We start from the raw sequence: 16,343 nt of genomic DNA on the forward strand, positions 1-16,343 counted from the left end.
CTTCTACGCCGAGAACGCCACCCGCTTCCTGGCTGATCGGGAAGTCGAGGTGGCGGGAGCTCGCACATGGGTGACGCACGAGCCACTCGGGGTGGTCCTCGGGGTGATGCCGTGGAACTACCCGCTCTGGCAGGTCGTGCGCTACGCCGCTCCAGCACTGGCTGCCGGCAACGCGACGGTGCTCAAGCACGCGCCGTCGGTCACCGGCAGCGCGCTGGCCATCCAGGAGGTAGTTCGCGCCGCAGCGAGCGCGACCGGCTCCCCGCTTTCCCTGCTGGCGACCGTTCTGGTCGACGAGGCGCTGGTCGCTGAGGTGACGGCCTCGCTCATCGAGGACCCGCGTGTAGCGGCGGTGTCGCTGACCGGCAGCGAACGAGCCGGCTCGGCCGTCGCGGCGGTGGCCGCCCGCGCGCTCAAGAAGTCGGTCCTCGAGCTCGGCGGGTCGGACCCCTTCGTGGTGCTCGCGGACGCCGATGTCGAGCGTACCGTCGAGATGGCAGTGCGCGGACGCTTCCTGAACGGTGGGCAATCCTGCCTCTCGGCGAAGCGGTTCATCGTGGTCGAGGACGTCGCAGACGACTTCACCCGCCGCTTCGCCGATGCGGCGGGAGCGTTGAGCGTCGGCGACCCATTCGACCCGGCGGTGGACATCGGGCCGCTGGCACGTGAGTCTCAGGTGGACGCCATCGCGCGCCAGGTCGACCTCTCGGTCGCGGCGGGTGCGACCGTCCTTACCGGAGGGAAGCGTCGGGCCGGCGTCGGAGCCTTCTTCGAGCCGACCGTGCTCTGCGACGTCACGCCAGACATGCCGGTCTTCCGTGAGGAGGTATTCGGCCCGGTGGCCGCCGTCGTGCGAGCAGCTGACGACGACGAGGCCGTCCGGTTGGCGAACGACACCCGGTACGGCCTCGCTGCGAGCGTGTGGTCCAGCGATCCTCACCATGCCCTCGCGATCGGCACCCGCATCACCTCCGGCGCCCTGTTCGTCAACGCGGTGGTGGCCTCCGACCCCCGGCTCCCATTCGGTGGAACGGGCAGCAGCGGCTACGGCCGGGAACTGTCGGAGGAAGGGATCCGCGAGTTCACGAATGTCCGGACCTACTGGATGCACGAGGTAACCCCATGACCAACCCGCTGCGCGGATGGCAGGTCGACCCGGCCGAAATCACCCTGACCGGCGCCGGTCTTCGTCGTCCCGAGTGTGTACTGCACGAGCCGGGGGATGACCTGTGGGCCGCCGACCTTCGGGGCGGGGTCCTGCGGATTGCCTCCGACGGTGCCCAGCAGCTCGTGCTCCCGACAAACGGCGGTGGCCCCTTGGCGGATGGTCCTGATCCCGACATCGACGCCAACCACGCGCGCCGGAGTGTGGTCGCTGCTCTGCGACACCGCGCTGTGGCCGGACGGGGCTGGGGCCATTGCTGAGGAGGGTCGAGGGTGATAGCGGGTCGGTAAAGGTCGCCGATGCGGCGGATTCGCCGCGCGGGAGCACGCGGCTGATCGTGGTGCTGGGCGCGTTGTCGGCGTTCGGGCCGATCACCACCGATCTGTACCTGCCGAGTCTGCCGCAGGCGGCGACCGCGTTGCACGCGAGTCAGGCCGGAATCCAGTTGTCGTTGACGACGTGCCTGATCGGACTCGCGCTGGGACAGCTACTGGCCGGCCCGCTCAGCGACCGCTGGGGCCGGCGACGTCCGATGATCGCCGGGATGGTGGTGTTCACAGTGGCCTCGGCGCTGTGCGCCGTCGCGCCGACGGTCGCGCTGCTGGACGCGGCGCGGCTGTTGCAGGGGTTGGCCGGTGCCGCCGGGATCGTCATCTCGTTCGCGATCGTCCGGGACAGCTGGTCCGGAACCCGTGGGGCGCGGGCATTCTCGATTCTGCTCGGGGTCAGCGGCGCGGCGCCGGTCGTCGCGCCGGTCGCGGGCGCGCAACTGCTGCGGGTGATCGATTGGCGCGGGCTGTTCTGGGTGCTGGCGGGGCTGGGGCTGGTCTTCGTGATCATCGCGATCGTGGGAGTGCCCGAGACGTTGCCGCCGCACGCCCGGCACCGCGGCGAGCTGACCGCGACGTTCGCCGCCCTGCGCCGGGTGGCGATCGTCCCCGAATTCGCCGGATTCGCCCTGGCCGGAGCGTTGTCGTTCGCGGCGATGTTCGCCTATATCTCCGCGTCCTCGTTCGTCTTCCAGACCTTGTTCGCACTCAGTCCGCAGGTTTTCGGCCTCGTCTTCGCCGCCAACGGCATCGGAATCGTGCTGGCCAATGCCCTGAACGTGCGTCTGCTGCGACGCTGGTCGCCCCGGCGCGTCCTGGATCTGGGCTTGGCCGGGGTGTGCGTGGGCTCGATCGCGGTGCTGATCGTGGCGCTCGCGCACGGCGGTCCCGTGGCAATCGAGATTCCGCTGTTCGTGATGGTGTCCTCGATCGGCCTGACGATGCCCAACGCGGCCGCCCTGGCCCTGGAACGCTTCGGTGACGTGTCCGGCAGCGCCTCGGCGCTGGTCGGCTGCACGCAATTCGTCCTGGGCGCGATCGTGGCCCCGCTGGTCGGCCTGGGCGGGCACAGCGCCGTCCCGATGGGCGTGGTGACCGTGACCGTCGCCGTGCTCGCGGTGGTCGCCCGCGCCGGGCTGGTCACCTACGGCAACCGCGCGGCGGCCCGGGAGCCCGGTCAGGGAACGTAGCGCAGGATGGCCGCCGCAGGTGCGCCGTCGGGCAGGTCCGCGGCGCGCACCGCCACCACCCGGCCGTCGGAAAGCAGTGTGCGGCGGGAGATTTCGTCGAGGACACCCGGCGCATCGACCTCGCCGGTGGCCCCGAAGGTGACCGCGCCGTCCTCGGCGACGGTTCCCGGGACCGGAGTGTCGATATCCACCATGAGGGTCTGCACCGAGCCGTACGTCGCGGCGCGGGCGATATCGGACAGGTCCGAGGTGGCTCGCCCGTCACCGCGACGCCGTTCGAATTCGCCACGCAGGTAGGACAATTCGTCGGCGTAGTGCCCGTCGAGCACGGTGCGGGCGCGGGCGGCCAGATCTCGGAAGCTCAGCTACCTGCCGGGTGCAGCCGGACCGGGAGGCTCTCAAGCCCGTAGACGGTGTTGTTCAGGTGTCGCGTCGGCGGACCGGCGATCTCGATCCGCTCGACCCGACGAGCCAAGGTGGTGAGGATCGCGACGCCCTCGATGCGGGCGAGTCCCTGGCCAGCGCACCCGTGCACGCCGTAGCCGAACGCGACGTGGTCCGTCGGAGCGCGGTCGATCTCGAACCGGTCCGCCCTGGGGTAGTGGCTTTCGTCGCGGTTGGCCGAGCCGAAGAGCATCACCACCCGGTCGCCCTTCTCCAGAGACACCCCGCCGAACTCCGTGTCACGGGTGACGCCACGAGCGAAGAAGGAGACGGGTGACTCCAAGCGGAGGGCCTCCTCCCAGGCTGGCCTGGCGAGGCCCGGGCCGTCGCGCAGGGCCGCCCACGCCTCCGGGTTGCTCGCGAGCAGCCATACCGCGCTGCCGATGCCATGGATCGTGGTGTCCGTCCCGGCCACCAGATAGCTGGACAGGAGTTGGAAGGCCTCATCTGCGTCGATGGTCCCGGCGTCGACGGCGTCGTAGACCGCAGCACCCCCACGAGCCCGGCGCGAGGCTGTCGCGGCTCATCGCAACGGCGATGTACTGTAGGAGCTCCGGGATCCGCGTTGTGACGGCCATGAGCCGGTCGTTGGTCGGTCCGAACGCGTTGAACGCGGTGTCCGCGAAAGGCAGCAGCATCTCGCGGCCCTCCGGGGGGCAGGCCGATCAGGTCGGCGACCACTGCGAGCGGGAAGGGCCGCGCGAGGTCGGCAACGACGTCGATGTCCCCGCGCACGACCAGAGGAGTGAGGAACCGCGCTACCTGGTCCTGGATGTCGCCGGTGAGCGCCCTCAGCGCCCGAGGCGAGAGCTGGTCGGACAAGACATTGCGCAGCCGGGTGTGGTCCGGCGGGTCGTTGCCCAGCACTCCGCCCATGGGGCATGCCGGGGCGATGCGGCTCCAGACCGGGGTTCGGAGCTGACGAGAACGTCTGGTGATCGCTCAGTGCCTCGCGGACCTGCTGGTGGCGGGTGACAGCCCAGGCCCCGTGACGCTCGAGCCACACGACAGGCCCGGCCGCGCGTAGGGCGGCGTAGACGGGGTAGGGGTCCGCCCGCACCGTGTCGGCGAAGAGATCCACGTCCGAGGACGGGCCCTGTCGCCCAGGGGCGGGGGACGTAGGTCGGAGACAGACATCTGAGGTCCTCCTGCAGTGCTCGATGATGGGAATGTGCGCAGGACGGCGAGGGCCGACGCGCGCGGTGGCCAGGTTCCGCCGAAACGCGATCCCGCTGCAGGCGGGATCCGCGATGGCAGGCATTCCACGATCGGGGTTCCTGTGAGTGCCATCACTCCCTAACGTCCAGAGGCGAAGGGCGCAGCCCTTCCGAACCGGCTCAACATCAGCACAGGAAGGCGTTCCACGATGACGCACACACTCCAGGGATCGACCAGGCGGCCTGCCACGACGTCACAGGTGAGCTCGAACTCCGGTCTCGGGCCACTGGTCAAGAACGCCTGGTACGTGATCGCGGAGCGGGCCGAGGTAGGACGGGAGCTCCGACAGATCACGGTGCTCGGTGAGCCCATGGTGATCTTCCGCGCCGAGGACGGCACGCCGGTCGTTCTCGACGATCGGTGCGCCCATAGGCGGTACAGCCTCGCCGCCAGCCACCTGGAGGGCGACACCATCCGCTGTGGCTACCACGGCTTCACCTACGACAAGAGCGGTGCGTGCATCTTCGCGCCCGGAGTGTCGGGCGACATCCGCTTCGGGGTCCGCAAGTACGACGCCGCCGAACGGGGACCCTGGCTTTGGGCATGGATGGGGGATGCGGACACCGCCGATCTCGACCTCCTCCCGTTCCCCGAGGACCAGCCCGGGGAGACCTGGGATGGGGCGCACGGCTATACCTTCAACGAGTGCAACTACCTGCTGGTGCACGAGAACCTCCTCGACCTCACGCACCTGCACTACCTGCACGGGCCGCAGGTCGCCGACGTGACATACGCGACGACTCCGCCGACTGCGTTGAAGACGGACGACCCCCGCGCCGTCGGTCACGGCAAAGACCTCACCTGCGAACACGGGCCGGCAGCCATGTGGGCGGGGACCGACCCGTCGGCGATCATCCGTCGCGTCGAGACCGTGTGGTCCCTCGGTCCCTCGTTCCATCGGGCCGACCAGAAGTTCCTTCAGCACGACGGGACGCCCGCAGTGCCTGGCCGGATGCGTGTGCTGCACGCGATCACGCCCCAGGACGAGATGACCACGCACCAGTTCTGGGGGATCGAGATCGACGCTCCGGTCGTCTTCCAGTACGACGAACGGGTGGCGCAGGCACAGCACATCTTCCACCAGGACGTCGAGGCGCTCACGATCCAGAACCGCTATGTCGCCACCGACCGTCGACGCGGAGTCGTCACCGAAAACAGCATCCCCAGTGACGTGCACGGCGTGAAGTTCCGTCGGGTGCTCCAGCGACTGGCCAAGGAGGAGTCGGAGGGCTGACCCCCGACCTCCCGGCCGGCTCGGCTGGCTGCCGGACGACGGCCGTCCGGTCCTTCTTTTTTTCCCCCAGCAACACAGCAGACGAGGAGAGCACTGATGCGTGACGGCTACGACCGTGCGGAGGCCGACGACACGGGCTGGCTGCAGCGACCCACCGCAGGACAAGTGGCGACAATGATCGTGGACACCGAGCTCGACGGGGTTGACGTGCCGGTCCCGGTGGCGTGGTTGGGGTCCGACGCGACATTGCTCCGCGGGCGCCTCTACCGCAACACCGACGTCGTCCGCGACATCTGGGAGGTCGCCGACAGCAGCGCGATCTCGAGCAGCGGCGACCAGGTCATCGCCCGTGGGCCGGCCGGCCCGGTGCGGATCATCCTCTCGATCTCGGATGAGCCACCGGATGCCGGACCTGAACTACAGGACCGGCCCCGATCGCAGGCGGTGCGGCGGATCGCCGCGCCCGCGGACAGGCGGAAGGATCTATGAACGGCAGGACTGGAGAAGAGAGTCCGCAGCTGCGGGTGGTTACCCGCGACAACCGGGTTCCGGGTGTCGTCGTCCTGACGCTCGAGGATGCGGCGGGACGCTCGTTGCCCGAGTGGGAGCCTGGGGCACATATCGACCTCGTCCTCGGCCCGGGCCTGGTGCGCCAGTACTCCCTATGCGGTGACCCCGACGACCGCAAATCGTTCCGTGTGGCGGTGCTGCGAGAGAACCCGGGACGTGGCGGGTCCGCCCGAGTGCATGACGAGCTGAGGATTGGGTCGCTGATCGAGGCCCGGGGGCCGCGGAACCGATTTCCGTTGGAGCCCGCCGAGAGCTACGTCTTCATCGCCGGTGGCATCGGCATCACACCGATCCTCCCGATGCTGTATCGGGCGCGTGCCGCCGGGGCGGAGTGCGAGCTGCACTACGGCGGCAGGAGCCGCAGCTCGATGGCGTTTGCCGCCGAACTCGCCGAGCACCCGGACCTGGCTGCCGTCCTCTACCCACAGGACGAGGTTGGTCTCATCGACCTAGCCACGATCCTCGGGTCACCGAGGCATGGGACCTTGATCTACGCCTGCGGACCGGAGCCACTGCTCGACGCGGTCGACAAGCACTGTCGAGGTTGGCCCGAGGGCTCGTTGCACGTCGAGCGGTTCCGCGCGCCCGAGCCAGGCGACGACATGTTGGCCGAGAGCTTCGAGGTGGACCTCGCGGTCACCGGATTGACCCTGAGCGTGCCACCAGACAAGTCGGTCTTGGAGGTCGCCTGCGAGGCAGGAGTGCCCGTCTTGTCGTCCTGCCAGGAGGGCACCTGCGGCACCTGCGAGGTGCGCGTGCTCGAGGGCGAGGTGGATCACCGCGACTCGATCTTGACGCCGGCCGAGCGCGCCGCCCACGACACGATGTTCGTGTGCGTGTCGCGGGCGGTCGGTCCTCGTTTGGTCCTCGATCTCTGACCAGCTGTGCGCAGAGCGCATCAGATCGAGCAGGTAGGCAGGGACCGCGCTCACTGGTAGCCGGCTCTCTGGGTCTGGTTGGGGGCCGCCGGCTCAGGGCGGACCCGGGTGCGGATTGCGCGTAGAGCCGACTAAAACCTCGATCCGCCGACGGGTGTGCGCCCTGTCGTGTGCTGTGAATGAGAAAGTGCCCTTCGAACTGGGATAATCACTGTTGTAATGGTCGGTCCAGTTCAGAGGGGCACCGGGCTGGCCGGCTTTTCACGTCTTCACCTTCAACGATCTCGACAGCATCAGGCCTGGCGTCAGCATCAACCCGGTGGGGTATCAACGGCGAGGTGCACATGGTCGGCGACGTCGACTACGACTCCGTCGCGCCCAGAGTTCGGGCGATCACTCCAGTTCCCGGCGGGGTCGGGCCGGTCACCGACGTATGGCTGCTACGCAACACCGTCACCGCAGCTCGCCTGCGAGCAGGCCTGCCTGCCGACGAGACCATCGGTACCCTTTTGGAGGCATCATGACCCCGATGACGGCGCAACAATTTGTGACCACATGGCGCTGGTCTGGCGCAATCAGACGCATGCTGTAACGTTAACCTTAGTGTATTGACATACAGTCAACAGACAGGAGGCGGCCCGAGTGTCTCTGCGCATGGCAGTCCTGGCACTGCTCACTGCGCGGCCAATGACGGGATTCGATCTTATGCGGCAGTTCGACTCGTCAGTTGGCTTCCTTTGGACGGCACCGCACACTCAGATTTACCCCGAGCTGCGCAAATTGGAAGAGTCTGGGTTGGTTGCGGGTCAGGACATGCCGCGCGGCCAAAAGGGCACCAAGCGTCAGTACAGCATCACCGAAACCGGAATTGACGCCCTGCGCTCGATGATGAATCAGGTCGAGGAGCCTCGTCGGGAGCGAGATCCCTACCGGCTCAAGGCCTCATACATGGAGTGGGCAGACCCGGAGAGAGCGCGGGCGCAACTCACCGCCCACCTTGAATTCTTCCAGGCGGCGCAGATTCTCTACCAGCAGCAGCACGACCTGATCCGGGCGCGCATGGTCCCCCTGTTACGCGACCGACTCGCTCACGTGCCCACCGATCAGCAGGAAGCGGTAATCGAATTCAAGGCGTTTGCCTATTCCGGTCTGGTCCGCAAGGCCCAGACCGAAGCCGAGTGGGCGAAGGAGGGCCTGGATCTGCTCGATCGTCTGGCACGTAACCGCTCCGACAGTGAAGCGGTTGCCGAGGCCGTTGCTCGCAACCCTGGGGCTTGATCACAACAGGACGTCGTCGGGGGCGGTCGATGGTGGCCCGCCATCGGCCCCGGCCCCCCCAAGAGCGACGGCGGAACGCCAATACACCTCCCTGAAGTTCACCGAATCCCTTGCTCTGCAAGGGCTCTCGGCCTCCATAGGTTCGGTGGGGATGCCTATGACTGTCAGTCTCTTGGTGCCGGATCCCGCAAGGATCGGGTAGTCCTGGCCGCGGCGGTCTGACTCTTGCTTACGACTGACCCTGCGGGTGTCCTGGCGTTGATCTGTCGACCGTCCGGCCGGGCAGGCAGCAAGCGCTGCCGCCGGGCGGGCGTGACAAGTCAGGAGCCTGGAGCCAACTCGTCAAAGCGTCCCCGTGACAGTCCTGTCCGCCCAACCGGCGACAGCGTGAACCACGCTACCGGTTGGAAGGAACACGGTGAACAACCCAGGTCCGGGCATGTGGTCGTCGGAGTCGACACGCACAAGCACATGCACGTCGTCGCGGTGCTGGACACCATCGGCGGAATCCTGGCCACGCTGACGATCCCTACCGATACCGGCGGGTTTCAGCAAATGCTCGACTGGGCGGGCTCGTACGGCCGGATCTTGGCGTTCGGGGTCGAAGGCCCCGGCTCCCGGCGCCACCCCCGCCTCGTTCCTACGCCGCACAGGCACAAGGTCGTCGAGGCCGGCCGCCCGGAACGGCGGCCGCGGCGACTGAATGGCAAGTCCGACACCCTCGACGCCGAGAACGCCGCCCGCGCAGTCCTGGCCGGATTCGCCACCACCACCTCCGAAAAGCGCCGACGGAGAATCCGAGATGATCCGCCAGCTCGAGATCGCCCACGACCAAGCCGTCGAGCAGCGCGCAGCGGCCATGGTGACGATGAAGGCGATGCTCGTCCACGCCCCGACGCTCTTCGGCGGGAGACCACCGGCAAGACGCAAATCGCGCTTGCCCGTCACCTGGCCGGTCTGCGGCCCCGGGACCTGAACGGTCCTGAAGACGCACTGCGTCATCCCTGCGTGCTCTCGCCGAAAGATGGCAGTACCTCGATTCCGAGGCAAAAGAGCTGACGAAAATGATCGGCGATCTCGTCCGTCGTGCCGCAACTGCTCGCCCCCTCGGAATCGGCGTGGACACCCAGCGGAGATCCTCGTCGTGGTCGGTGATAACCCCGAGCGAATCAAATACGAAGCTGCCCTGGCCAAGCTCACCGGCATCAGCCCTGTCCCCACCGGCGCCGGTATGACCGGAGGCAGATACCGCATCAACCACGGCGGCCACCGTCAGCTCAACGCTGCGATCTACCACACCGTGATCGTCCGGATGCGGTTCCACCAGCCCACGATGGCGATCTCGTCTGGGCCGAGGTACTCGGTGTGATCGAGGGACACGGGAGTAATGACCGATACGCACGCATCTGCCACATTGGTCGCATCCCACCGACCGCCCATACCGACCTCGACCACCGATACATCCACATCGGCGTAGGCGAACGCCGCGTAACCCAGTGCTATGACAACTTCGAAGAAGGACGTCCGTCCAGGCGAGTCCATGTCGAGTTCTTCCAAGGCCGGCCTGACCCGTCGGAACAGTCGGACGAACTGGTCCGGCGCCAAGCCTTGCCGTCGATGACGATTCGCTTGCGGACCGTCTCGAGGTGCGGGCTGGTGAACCGCCCGACGCGTAGGTCGTGGGCTCGCAGGATGTCGTCGATCATGCGGGCCGTGGTGGTCTTGCCGTTCGTACCGGTCACATGAACTGCCGGGACAGCGGGTGGGGGTCGCCCAGGGCGCTGGTCAGAGCGGCAATCCGGCTCAGTGAAGGGGCCATCGGTATGGCTGGCCAGCGGGTCGAGCAGAAGGCGCTCGAACGCGGCCATCGTGTCGAATGATTGCATCAAGTCGGTGATTCTTCGACTGGCTCGCGCGCAGCCAGAGCGTTCGAGTATGTCATTGAAAAACGACAGTTCTGGTGCCGTTAAGGATAATTCGATTCTCGGTATGCCACCTCACTGCGCGGGCAAGCGCCCGGCACTCGGCTTCTCGCCCACTGGCTGCGAGCTGCTCTGGGCTCAGCGAGTGGTCGACCCGGACCATTTCCTGCTCGATGATCGGGCCCTCGTCCAGGTCCGCTGTCACGTAGTGCGCGGTGGCGCCGATCAACTTGACACCTCGGGCGTGCGCCTGATGATACGGCATGGAACGATCGCGCAGAATATTGTCGACTCATCGATCCGGGCCGGAAGGGGACGAAACACGAGAATCCCAGATATGCGTGCATCGTCGTTGAGCTTGTGGATGACGTCGAGCATCTGCGTCTCGTCAGCCGACTCGGGGAGTCGGCATGGAAAATACGGCACCCCCATCTTCTCGGAAAGGCGCTGAATTCTCTGCTCGTACGCGACCGAGCTGAAGTCCGTTCCGGCCATGACGGAAGCGAGCCTGATGCCGACTTCGTCTTCGCGCAACCGCGTCACGTCCGCGGTCAATTCGGTCTTGAGCACACGGGCGCATGCTCATGATCTGTGCCCTCATCGGTTCTGCTCCTTCGTGGTGAGCGATGCCGTCGGAATGGTCAGGTCAGCCGCCGCAGCCATTCCTGGCGCCACGTCTCGGTATTTTCAAGTTCATTGAACGTAAAAATGTGGAACCCGGACAGGGCGGATTCCGCCGCAGCGAATTCAGGAGTAAGACGATCGACCAGCTTGTTGGGGCTGTATCCGCCGGGAAGGAAGAAACGCCAGAACATGTTCTGTTGCTTCTTCAGAAAGCGCGCAGACTGCCCGAGACCGAGACCTGCCGACACCCGGATCAACTTCTGCCGACTGATCGCACCCGGGATGCCAACTCTGATGGGCAGGTCCAACCCGTCGGACCGCATTTTCCTGGCCCAGTCGACGGTCGTGTCGGCGTCGAAGCACAGCTGGGTAATGACCTGTGTGGCATGTTCCGACTTGTCTACAAGAGCCTTCTCGACCAGCTCGTCACGGATCGAACCATGCCCCTCGGGGTATCCCCCGATGCCCACACCCGTGAAGGGATGACCGATTTCCTGCAGGGCCTCCAGCAGCGCGAGCGCATCGTAGAACTCGCCGACCGGCTGTGCCGCATCGCCAGCAATGACGAAGACGTCTGTCACGCCGGCCGTGCCCAGCTTGTCGACGACCTCGCTAACCCAGAAATTTCTTCTGGCTGGCAGGTTGGCCTGACCGGGTTCCGATTTGCCGGTTTACGGCCGTTCCGGCGGTGAAATCGTGTGACGGGATGGCCCGGTCAGCGGGCTGGCTGCCGGGTTCCACTGGCCCGGACTGATCGCCTTTCTGGTCGATGGGATGGGGTTCGCGCTGGTCAGGTGGCTTGTAGCCGTGTTGTGGCGGTCATCAGTAGCTCGGTCCAGGGCCAGTGCCTGCTGAACCGTAGGTGGACTTGTCGGGTGTGGCGGGCGATGCGGGCCGCGGCGGAGAACAGCCGCAGCCGTAGCGTTTTCGGTGCCCAGCGTCGTGCCGGGGTGGTGTCGAAGGCGAGCATCTGCATCCAGGTGATCAGTTCGGTAGCCAGGCAGGCGATTTCGATCCAGATCCGGTTCTGGTCGAAGCCTTGCAGTGGGAGGCCGCGCAGGCCGGTGTCCTTCATCGATCGGATGCGGTCCTCGCATCGGGCGCGGCGCCGCTGCCGTAACTCCAGCACCGGTAACTGCCCGGTGGTGGTGTTGGTGGCGAACGCGGTCAACCGGAGGCCGTCGCGGTCGGTGAACCGCAACTGGGCGCCGGGGTGCGGCTTTTCCCTTCGGACGATGACACGCATGCCGGGTGGCCAGCCGGTCAGGTCGATCAGGCCGGTCAACTCGGCGACCCAGGCGCCGTCTCGGACGTCGGAGTCGCTGTCGTAGGCGGGTGTCCATGCCGAGGCGGGGATGGAATCGACTGCGGCGGCGGTGGTTTCGGTGAGCGTGAACCCGACGGAGTACTGCAGGTGGCGGCGGGTGAGGTAATCGAGGAATTAGTGGGTGCCACCACCGGAATCGGCGCGGACCAAGACCTTGCGCCCGACGTGGAAACCAGGGTCGAACGGGAGCTGTTTCAACGCTTCGATCAGAATTTTCTTGTGGTCTGTGGCGGTGTTGGAGCCGGCTCTGCCTTCGCGCAGTTCGATGGCGAGGGGTTCACCGGTGCCTTCTCGGCCGTGGTCTGCCCACGCGCCGAGCGGGTGATATCCGAAGGTCTTCTTCCACGTCGCAGTCGCTTTCTCCTTGTCCGAGTGCGCGAGGACGATGGTCGCATCGAGGTCGATGATCAGCGGGTTCGCCGCGGTGATCGCATGGTCCGGCGCATGGGCACCGGCGGCGCGCCATGCTTTCGCGCGGGCTTGGTGGCGGGCGGATCGTAACGTGGACAACACTTTCGGTGCGTGGGCGGCGAGCGTGGTGATGGTTCTGGATACGGTTGGGTCGGAGGCGACGTGGCCGAACACGCCGGGTTCGGCGCGCAGGACCGCGATATCGCTCAGGTGGTCGCCACCTGCGCCGACCGCGACAGCGAGGTCGCCGATGATCTTGCCGGGGTCGTGGAACGCGAGGGCTTTCAGCCACGGCGCCAACGCTTTCGACAGTCCTTCTACCAGCCCGGTCTTCTCGGCGGTGCGTAGCAGCAGGGTGAGTCCGGCCTGCGACACGACACCGGTTGCGGTGCCATCTGCGGACAGACGTGGGTAAGGGGAACTATGCTCCGACACCTGAATGGTGCTCCTGAACTCTGTGTGGATTCCAGCCTTCGCAAGCGGAATTATCACAGGTCAGAGCACCATTCTTCGTCACCGGCACACCGCTGATTCGTCAGCCGGACGAAATTTCTGGGCTCGTCGCAATACCGTTTACTTAGGTTCTGGGAGATTGTTATCGTATCCGTGTGGCGCGTGCGGGTTGGGTGAAGCCGGACAGTGATCAGCGATTGTCCGATCACATCTCGTTGGGTGTTCTGACCAGGGTGTTTCCGCCCGAGGTGATCGATGGGGTGCTGGTGGGGTGTGGTCGGGTCGAGCGTCGTAATCGGCTGTTGCCGGCGCGTGTGGTGGTCTACTACGTGCTCGCCCTGGCGTTGTTCGCGTCGTGTTCGTATGAGGAGGTCATGCGCAAACTGGTGGCGGGGCTGGAGTGGGCGTCGGGGTGGTCGCATCGGTGGTCGATTCCGACGAAGGCGGCGTTGTTCCAGGCGCGTAAGCGGCTGGGTGCCGAGCCGCTGCGCGTGCTGTTCGAAAAGGTGGCGGTCGGATTGGCTGATCCGCAGGTTCCGGGCGGTTTCTATCGGTCCTGGTGTTTGATGAGCATCGATGGGTTGACCCTGGATGTGCCGGATACCGCCGCCAACGTCGAGCATTTCGGTCGTCCGCCGTCCTCGCGGGGCGGGGGCCGGGGCGGGGCGTTTCCGCAGGTGCGGGTGCTGGGTTTGGCCGAGTGTGGGTCGCATGCGATCGTCGATGCCGCGCTGGGAACCTATCCCCAGGGCGAGCAGAGCCTGGCCGAGTCGGTGCTGCGGTCGTTGCGGCCGGGGATGCTGCTGTTGGCCGACAGGGGCTTCTTCAGCTATCGCCTGTGGGATCTGTGCCGGACCACCGGTGCGGACCTGTTGTGGCGTATGAAGTCCAACGCTGTCCTGCCTGTTGAAAAACGTTATGCGGACGGGTCTTTCGCTTCTCACGTATATCCGGGAACCAAAGCGCGCCGTAACCACACCGACGCGATCGCCGTGCGCGTGGTCGAGTACACCCTCGAAGCCACCGGCCCCGACGGCGCCCCCGTGTCCGGCACCGAATCAACGACCTACCGTCTGCTCACTACCATCACAGACCCCGACGCCGCGCCCGCCGACGAGCTGGCAGCGCTGTACTCGCAGCGCTGGGAGATCGAGACAGCCTTCGATGAATTGAAGACCCACCAGAAGGGGCCCGGGGCCGTGCTGCGATCGAAAATCCCCGACGGAGTGATCCAGGAGGTCTATGGGCACCTCTGCGTGCACTACGCCATCCGAACGCTGATGTACTCGGCCGCAACAACTTCCGGCCATGACCCCGACCGGCTGTCGTTCACCCGCACGCTCCGGGCCGCTCGCCGCACCACTGCGAGCCACCCGGGCTTTTCCCCCTGATACCCGCAGCGACGCCGACCGATGCGTCACCGCCGAGATCCTGCACGAACCGCTCCCACCGCGAAGAGCCCGCACCAACCAACGCGTCGTCAAACGCAAAATGTCCGTCTTCCACGTCAAACACCCCACACCACCGCAACGCGCCCCGCATACACCGCACACTGGCCATTCGGAGCAGCAGCTCATCACCTTCACCATAAGTAAACGGTATTGAGCTTAAGAACGAAGTGCTCGCCAGCGTCACCGACGACCGGCATAGCCGCCGCGGGCTGCTGAACCAAGCCAGCGGGCTCGTCGCGATGGCGCGTGAGCGCGCCGAACGAGCCCTCGACCTCGCCGTGGTCGCGTTGACGCAGGAGCTGTACGCCGCCGAACACCCGAGTATCAGCCCGCAGCCACAACACCGACCTCGGCAAGGAACCTAGCGATGACCCGGGCTACACCGAGCCATACGCGGAATACTTCCTTTCGGTTTTCAGGCCGCTGTTTCGTGGATCACAAGCCCGCGCCCCTGTTCAGTATCCGATTTCGTGGACGACAGCCGCGGCGCGTACGTGCAGGACCTCCTGCAGAACCATCCGACACATCGACATGTTCGACAGGTGCCCCTGCAAGGTGATCACCGCGTGCGCCGCGGCGCGGCGGCATTCCTGCATCAGATCGACGAACGCCGGGGGAAGCAGCCCGCTCTGCGGTGACGGTTCATGAAACACCGCGGCCAGCTCACAGCCCAGCGATGCGGCCGCGGTCCGCAACATGTCTTCGACCGCATCGCGGTCGCGTTCGGTGATCAGGTCATCACGCAGGTATCCGTAGGCAAGAGGTAGCAGTGCAGTCATCGTAGGAACCAGTTCCGTATCGGCCGACCACCGAAGATACCGTCTGCGCCCGGCCGGATGAAATATGCCCGCCTCGGCTTCGCCCGCGAAAGGGGGATGGCGTCATCCGTGGCGAGGTGAGAGGAAACCCAAGTAAAACGGCCCTCGGGGCATTGGTTGCCCTGGCGACCCGATTGGCTCGTGCAGCGTGACTCCGGCCCGGCATCCCGCAGTGCTGGTGAGGTGGCTTGGATGTTGCGGCCGTCGCCTGCGGCGACCGAGCCGAACCTGCTGAACGGTTTAGTGCACATCAGAATGAGTCTTCTGGTTGGTGACGTTTGCCGGGTCCGCCTGCGCGGCCGACTCCCTTGTCGGCCTACCGACGCCGTTGTCGAGGGCGGTCCGGGGTGACGTGTTGTCACCGCAGGTGTGCTTGATGCACGACAGCCATCCTCATCGGATAGGTACCGGGTCCACATCGGTCATTCACCCTCGCGTGTACCTGTCTACGTATGCGGCTACCTACCGATTGGCGTTCGGGCCAGCGGCGATGTCTGAATAGAGGCCGATTTCGCTATTCCTCGACATATATCCGCCCGACTCCTACGGTGGGTGATTGTGCGTGGCGATCGCGCACAACCTGCTGCGCGCCGCTGGTGTATTCGCCGGTCTAGTCCTGCGCAAAAATTGGCCGGTGCTCGCTGGCGCATCGAGCCACGGCCGGCAACGTTTCCAGTGCTCGGTGGAATGGGTCAGGCGCCATACGAGTGCCTCTACACCAGCTCCGGAAAGGTGTTCAAGAGTTGGTCGATGACTTCCTGCGCGAGCAGAAGTCCGTAAGGTCGAGCGTGAGCTGGGCCGGTGCTGAATGCTAGATTCCGTCTGTTGTCGAGTAATTCGCCGATGTTCATCGTGATTCGGTATTGCAGGTGGCCATACTGATGATGACCGGTGACCGACTGATTCGCCGGCAGTATCGTTGTTGTCCTCATCGAGCTAGTGTGTCGCGCCTGAAATGCATCCTCTAAGTTGTTAGCCTGTTTCTGTGTCGCATCGTGGGCCTTCTGCTGTTGAGATCGTTGTGTCCGAGG

Annotated in this window: 19 protein-coding genes and 3 pseudogenes; 12 read left to right on the forward strand and 10 right to left on the reverse strand. The window is 65.9% G+C overall.

Going from position 1 to position 16,343, the window contains the following annotated elements:
• The 3 genes from AB0L97_RS37145 to AB0L97_RS37155 form a co-directional block, all read left to right on the forward strand.
• Window positions 1–1,126: aldehyde dehydrogenase family protein (locus AB0L97_RS37145; RefSeq protein ID WP_364439366.1), on the forward strand; the 1,126-nt coding region annotated here is incomplete at its 5' end.
• Window positions 1,123–1,425, forward strand: coding sequence for a hypothetical protein (locus tag AB0L97_RS37150; protein WP_364439369.1), 303 nt, complete (start codon window positions 1,123–1,125; stop codon window positions 1,423–1,425). The genes AB0L97_RS37145 and AB0L97_RS37150, both read left to right, overlap by 4 nt.
• On the forward strand, window positions 1,419–2,684 hold the full coding sequence (locus AB0L97_RS37155) for a multidrug effflux MFS transporter (protein WP_364439372.1): 1,266 nt from the start codon (window positions 1,419–1,421) through the stop codon (window positions 2,682–2,684). The genes AB0L97_RS37150 and AB0L97_RS37155 overlap by 7 nt, the downstream gene beginning before the upstream one ends.
• Here the strand turns inward: AB0L97_RS37155 and AB0L97_RS37160 are convergent.
• Both AB0L97_RS37160 and AB0L97_RS37165 read right to left on the reverse strand, forming a co-directional pair.
• Window positions 2,672–3,013: a hypothetical protein gene (locus AB0L97_RS37160; RefSeq protein ID WP_364439375.1), complete on the reverse strand. Its 342-nt coding sequence runs from the start codon at window positions 3,011–3,013 to the stop codon at window positions 2,672–2,674. The two genes, AB0L97_RS37155 and AB0L97_RS37160, sit on opposite strands and share 13 nt — an antisense overlap.
• Before the next feature lie 32 nt (window positions 3,014–3,045).
• Window positions 3,046–3,543, reverse strand: coding sequence for a cytochrome P450 (locus AB0L97_RS37165; RefSeq protein ID WP_364439378.1), 498 nt, complete (start codon window positions 3,541–3,543; stop codon window positions 3,046–3,048).
• 951 nt (window positions 3,544–4,494) lie between these two features.
• Here AB0L97_RS37165 and AB0L97_RS37170 point away from each other — a divergent pair.
• From AB0L97_RS37170 to AB0L97_RS37200, 7 genes are all read left to right on the forward strand, one after another.
• A complete protein-coding gene (locus AB0L97_RS37170; RefSeq protein ID WP_364439381.1) occupies window positions 4,495–5,580 on the forward strand; it encodes a Rieske 2Fe-2S domain-containing protein in 1,086 nt (361 codons plus the stop codon).
• Between the two features lie 96 nt (window positions 5,581–5,676).
• Entirely contained in the window at window positions 5,677–6,069 is a 393-nt protein-coding gene (locus tag AB0L97_RS37175) for a hypothetical protein (protein ID WP_364439384.1), read from the forward strand.
• The gene (locus AB0L97_RS37180) at window positions 6,066–7,028 is read left to right on the forward strand and encodes a PDR/VanB family oxidoreductase (protein WP_364439387.1); all 963 of its coding nucleotides are present in this window, start codon (window positions 6,066–6,068) and stop codon (window positions 7,026–7,028) included. Before AB0L97_RS37175 ends, AB0L97_RS37180 begins: the two co-directional genes overlap by 4 nt.
• A 344-nt stretch (window positions 7,029–7,372) precedes the next feature.
• Window positions 7,373–7,552, forward strand: a complete 180-nt coding sequence (locus AB0L97_RS37185; RefSeq protein WP_364439390.1) for a hypothetical protein — start codon at window positions 7,373–7,375, stop codon at window positions 7,550–7,552.
• Between the two features lie 130 nt (window positions 7,553–7,682).
• Complete coding sequence (locus AB0L97_RS37190) at window positions 7,683–8,306, forward strand: PadR family transcriptional regulator (protein ID WP_364439393.1); 624 nt, start codon at window positions 7,683–7,685, stop codon at window positions 8,304–8,306.
• Between the two features lie 387 nt (window positions 8,307–8,693).
• Window positions 8,694–9,365, forward strand: coding sequence for a transposase (locus AB0L97_RS37195; protein WP_364439396.1), 672 nt, complete (start codon window positions 8,694–8,696; stop codon window positions 9,363–9,365).
• A complete protein-coding gene (locus AB0L97_RS37200; RefSeq protein ID WP_364439399.1) occupies window positions 9,331–9,675 on the forward strand; it encodes a transposase in 345 nt (114 codons plus the stop codon). Before AB0L97_RS37195 ends, AB0L97_RS37200 begins: the two co-directional genes overlap by 35 nt.
• Here the strand turns inward: AB0L97_RS37200 and AB0L97_RS37205 are convergent.
• The 6 genes and pseudogenes from AB0L97_RS37205 to AB0L97_RS37230 all read right to left on the reverse strand — a co-directional run bounded on the left by AB0L97_RS37205 (window position 9,597) and on the right by AB0L97_RS37230 (window position 13,025).
• Window positions 9,597–9,863 carry a hypothetical protein gene (locus AB0L97_RS37205; RefSeq protein ID WP_364439420.1) on the reverse strand — a complete coding sequence of 89 codons (267 nt, stop codon included), beginning with the start codon at window positions 9,861–9,863 and terminating at the stop codon, window positions 9,597–9,599. The two genes, AB0L97_RS37200 and AB0L97_RS37205, sit on opposite strands and share 79 nt — an antisense overlap.
• Window positions 9,806–10,192 (reverse strand): Mur ligase family protein, encoded by a 387-nt coding sequence (locus tag AB0L97_RS37210; protein ID WP_364439414.1) that lies wholly within the window; start codon window positions 10,190–10,192, stop codon window positions 9,806–9,808. Before AB0L97_RS37210 ends, AB0L97_RS37205 begins: the two co-directional genes overlap by 58 nt.
• A gap of 52 nt (window positions 10,193–10,244) precedes the next feature.
• Window positions 10,245–10,496, reverse strand: a pseudogene (locus AB0L97_RS37215) (formyltransferase family protein); the annotation flags it as partial.
• Window positions 10,454–10,798, reverse strand: coding sequence for a tetrahydrofolate dehydrogenase/cyclohydrolase catalytic domain-containing protein (locus AB0L97_RS37220; protein ID WP_364439402.1), 345 nt, complete (start codon window positions 10,796–10,798; stop codon window positions 10,454–10,456). The gene AB0L97_RS37220 and the pseudogene AB0L97_RS37215, both read right to left, overlap by 43 nt.
• A 71-nt stretch (window positions 10,799–10,869) precedes the next feature.
• Entirely contained in the window at window positions 10,870–11,493 is a 624-nt protein-coding gene (locus tag AB0L97_RS37225) for a methylenetetrahydrofolate reductase (protein ID WP_364439417.1), read from the reverse strand.
• A gap of 149 nt (window positions 11,494–11,642) precedes the next feature.
• Window positions 11,643–13,025 (reverse strand): annotated as a pseudogene (locus AB0L97_RS37230) (IS1380 family transposase).
• A gap of 173 nt (window positions 13,026–13,198) precedes the next feature.
• On the opposite strand from AB0L97_RS37230, the gene AB0L97_RS37235 reads away from it, so the two are divergent.
• Window positions 13,199–14,434 (forward strand): IS4 family transposase, encoded by a 1,236-nt coding sequence (locus tag AB0L97_RS37235; protein ID WP_364439405.1) that lies wholly within the window; start codon window positions 13,199–13,201, stop codon window positions 14,432–14,434.
• A 227-nt stretch (window positions 14,435–14,661) separates the two neighbouring features.
• Complete coding sequence (locus AB0L97_RS37240; RefSeq protein WP_364439408.1) at window positions 14,662–14,859, forward strand: hypothetical protein; 198 nt, start codon at window positions 14,662–14,664, stop codon at window positions 14,857–14,859.
• A 90-nt stretch (window positions 14,860–14,949) separates the two neighbouring features.
• On the opposite strand, the gene AB0L97_RS37245 is transcribed toward AB0L97_RS37240, so the two are convergent.
• Complete coding sequence (locus AB0L97_RS37245; protein ID WP_364439411.1) at window positions 14,950–15,273, reverse strand: hypothetical protein; 324 nt, start codon at window positions 15,271–15,273, stop codon at window positions 14,950–14,952.
• A gap of 752 nt (window positions 15,274–16,025) precedes the next feature.
• A pseudogene (locus AB0L97_RS37250) lies at window positions 16,026–16,343 on the reverse strand (hypothetical protein); the annotation flags it as partial.

Source organism: Nocardia sp. NPDC051911 (assembly GCF_040681035.1).
Classification (GTDB): domain Bacteria; phylum Actinomycetota; class Actinomycetes; order Mycobacteriales; family Mycobacteriaceae; genus Nocardia; species Nocardia sichangensis.

Excerpts from the sequence above, each read along its gene's own strand:
- AB0L97_RS37150 (WP_364439369.1), top strand. The coding sequence starts at position 1,123 with ATGACCAACCCGCTGCGCGGATGGCAGGTCGACCCGGCCGAAATCACC.
- AB0L97_RS37170 (WP_364439381.1), top strand. The coding sequence starts at position 4,495 with ATGACGCACACACTCCAGGGATCGACCAGGCGGCCTGCCACGACGTCA.
- AB0L97_RS37175 (WP_364439384.1), top strand. The coding sequence starts at position 5,677 with ATGCGTGACGGCTACGACCGTGCGGAGGCCGACGACACGGGCTGGCTG.
- AB0L97_RS37180 (WP_364439387.1), top strand. The coding sequence starts at position 6,066 with ATGAACGGCAGGACTGGAGAAGAGAGTCCGCAGCTGCGGGTGGTTACC.
- AB0L97_RS37185 (WP_364439390.1), top strand. The coding sequence starts at position 7,373 with ATGGTCGGCGACGTCGACTACGACTCCGTCGCGCCCAGAGTTCGGGCG.
- AB0L97_RS37190 (WP_364439393.1), top strand. The coding sequence starts at position 7,683 with ATGGCAGTCCTGGCACTGCTCACTGCGCGGCCAATGACGGGATTCGAT.
- AB0L97_RS37200 (WP_364439399.1), top strand. The coding sequence starts at position 9,331 with ATGGCAGTACCTCGATTCCGAGGCAAAAGAGCTGACGAAAATGATCGG.
- AB0L97_RS37210 (WP_364439414.1), bottom strand. The coding sequence starts at position 10,192 with ATGCAATCATTCGACACGATGGCCGCGTTCGAGCGCCTTCTGCTCGAC.
- AB0L97_RS37245 (WP_364439411.1), bottom strand. The coding sequence starts at position 15,273 with ATGACTGCACTGCTACCTCTTGCCTACGGATACCTGCGTGATGACCTG.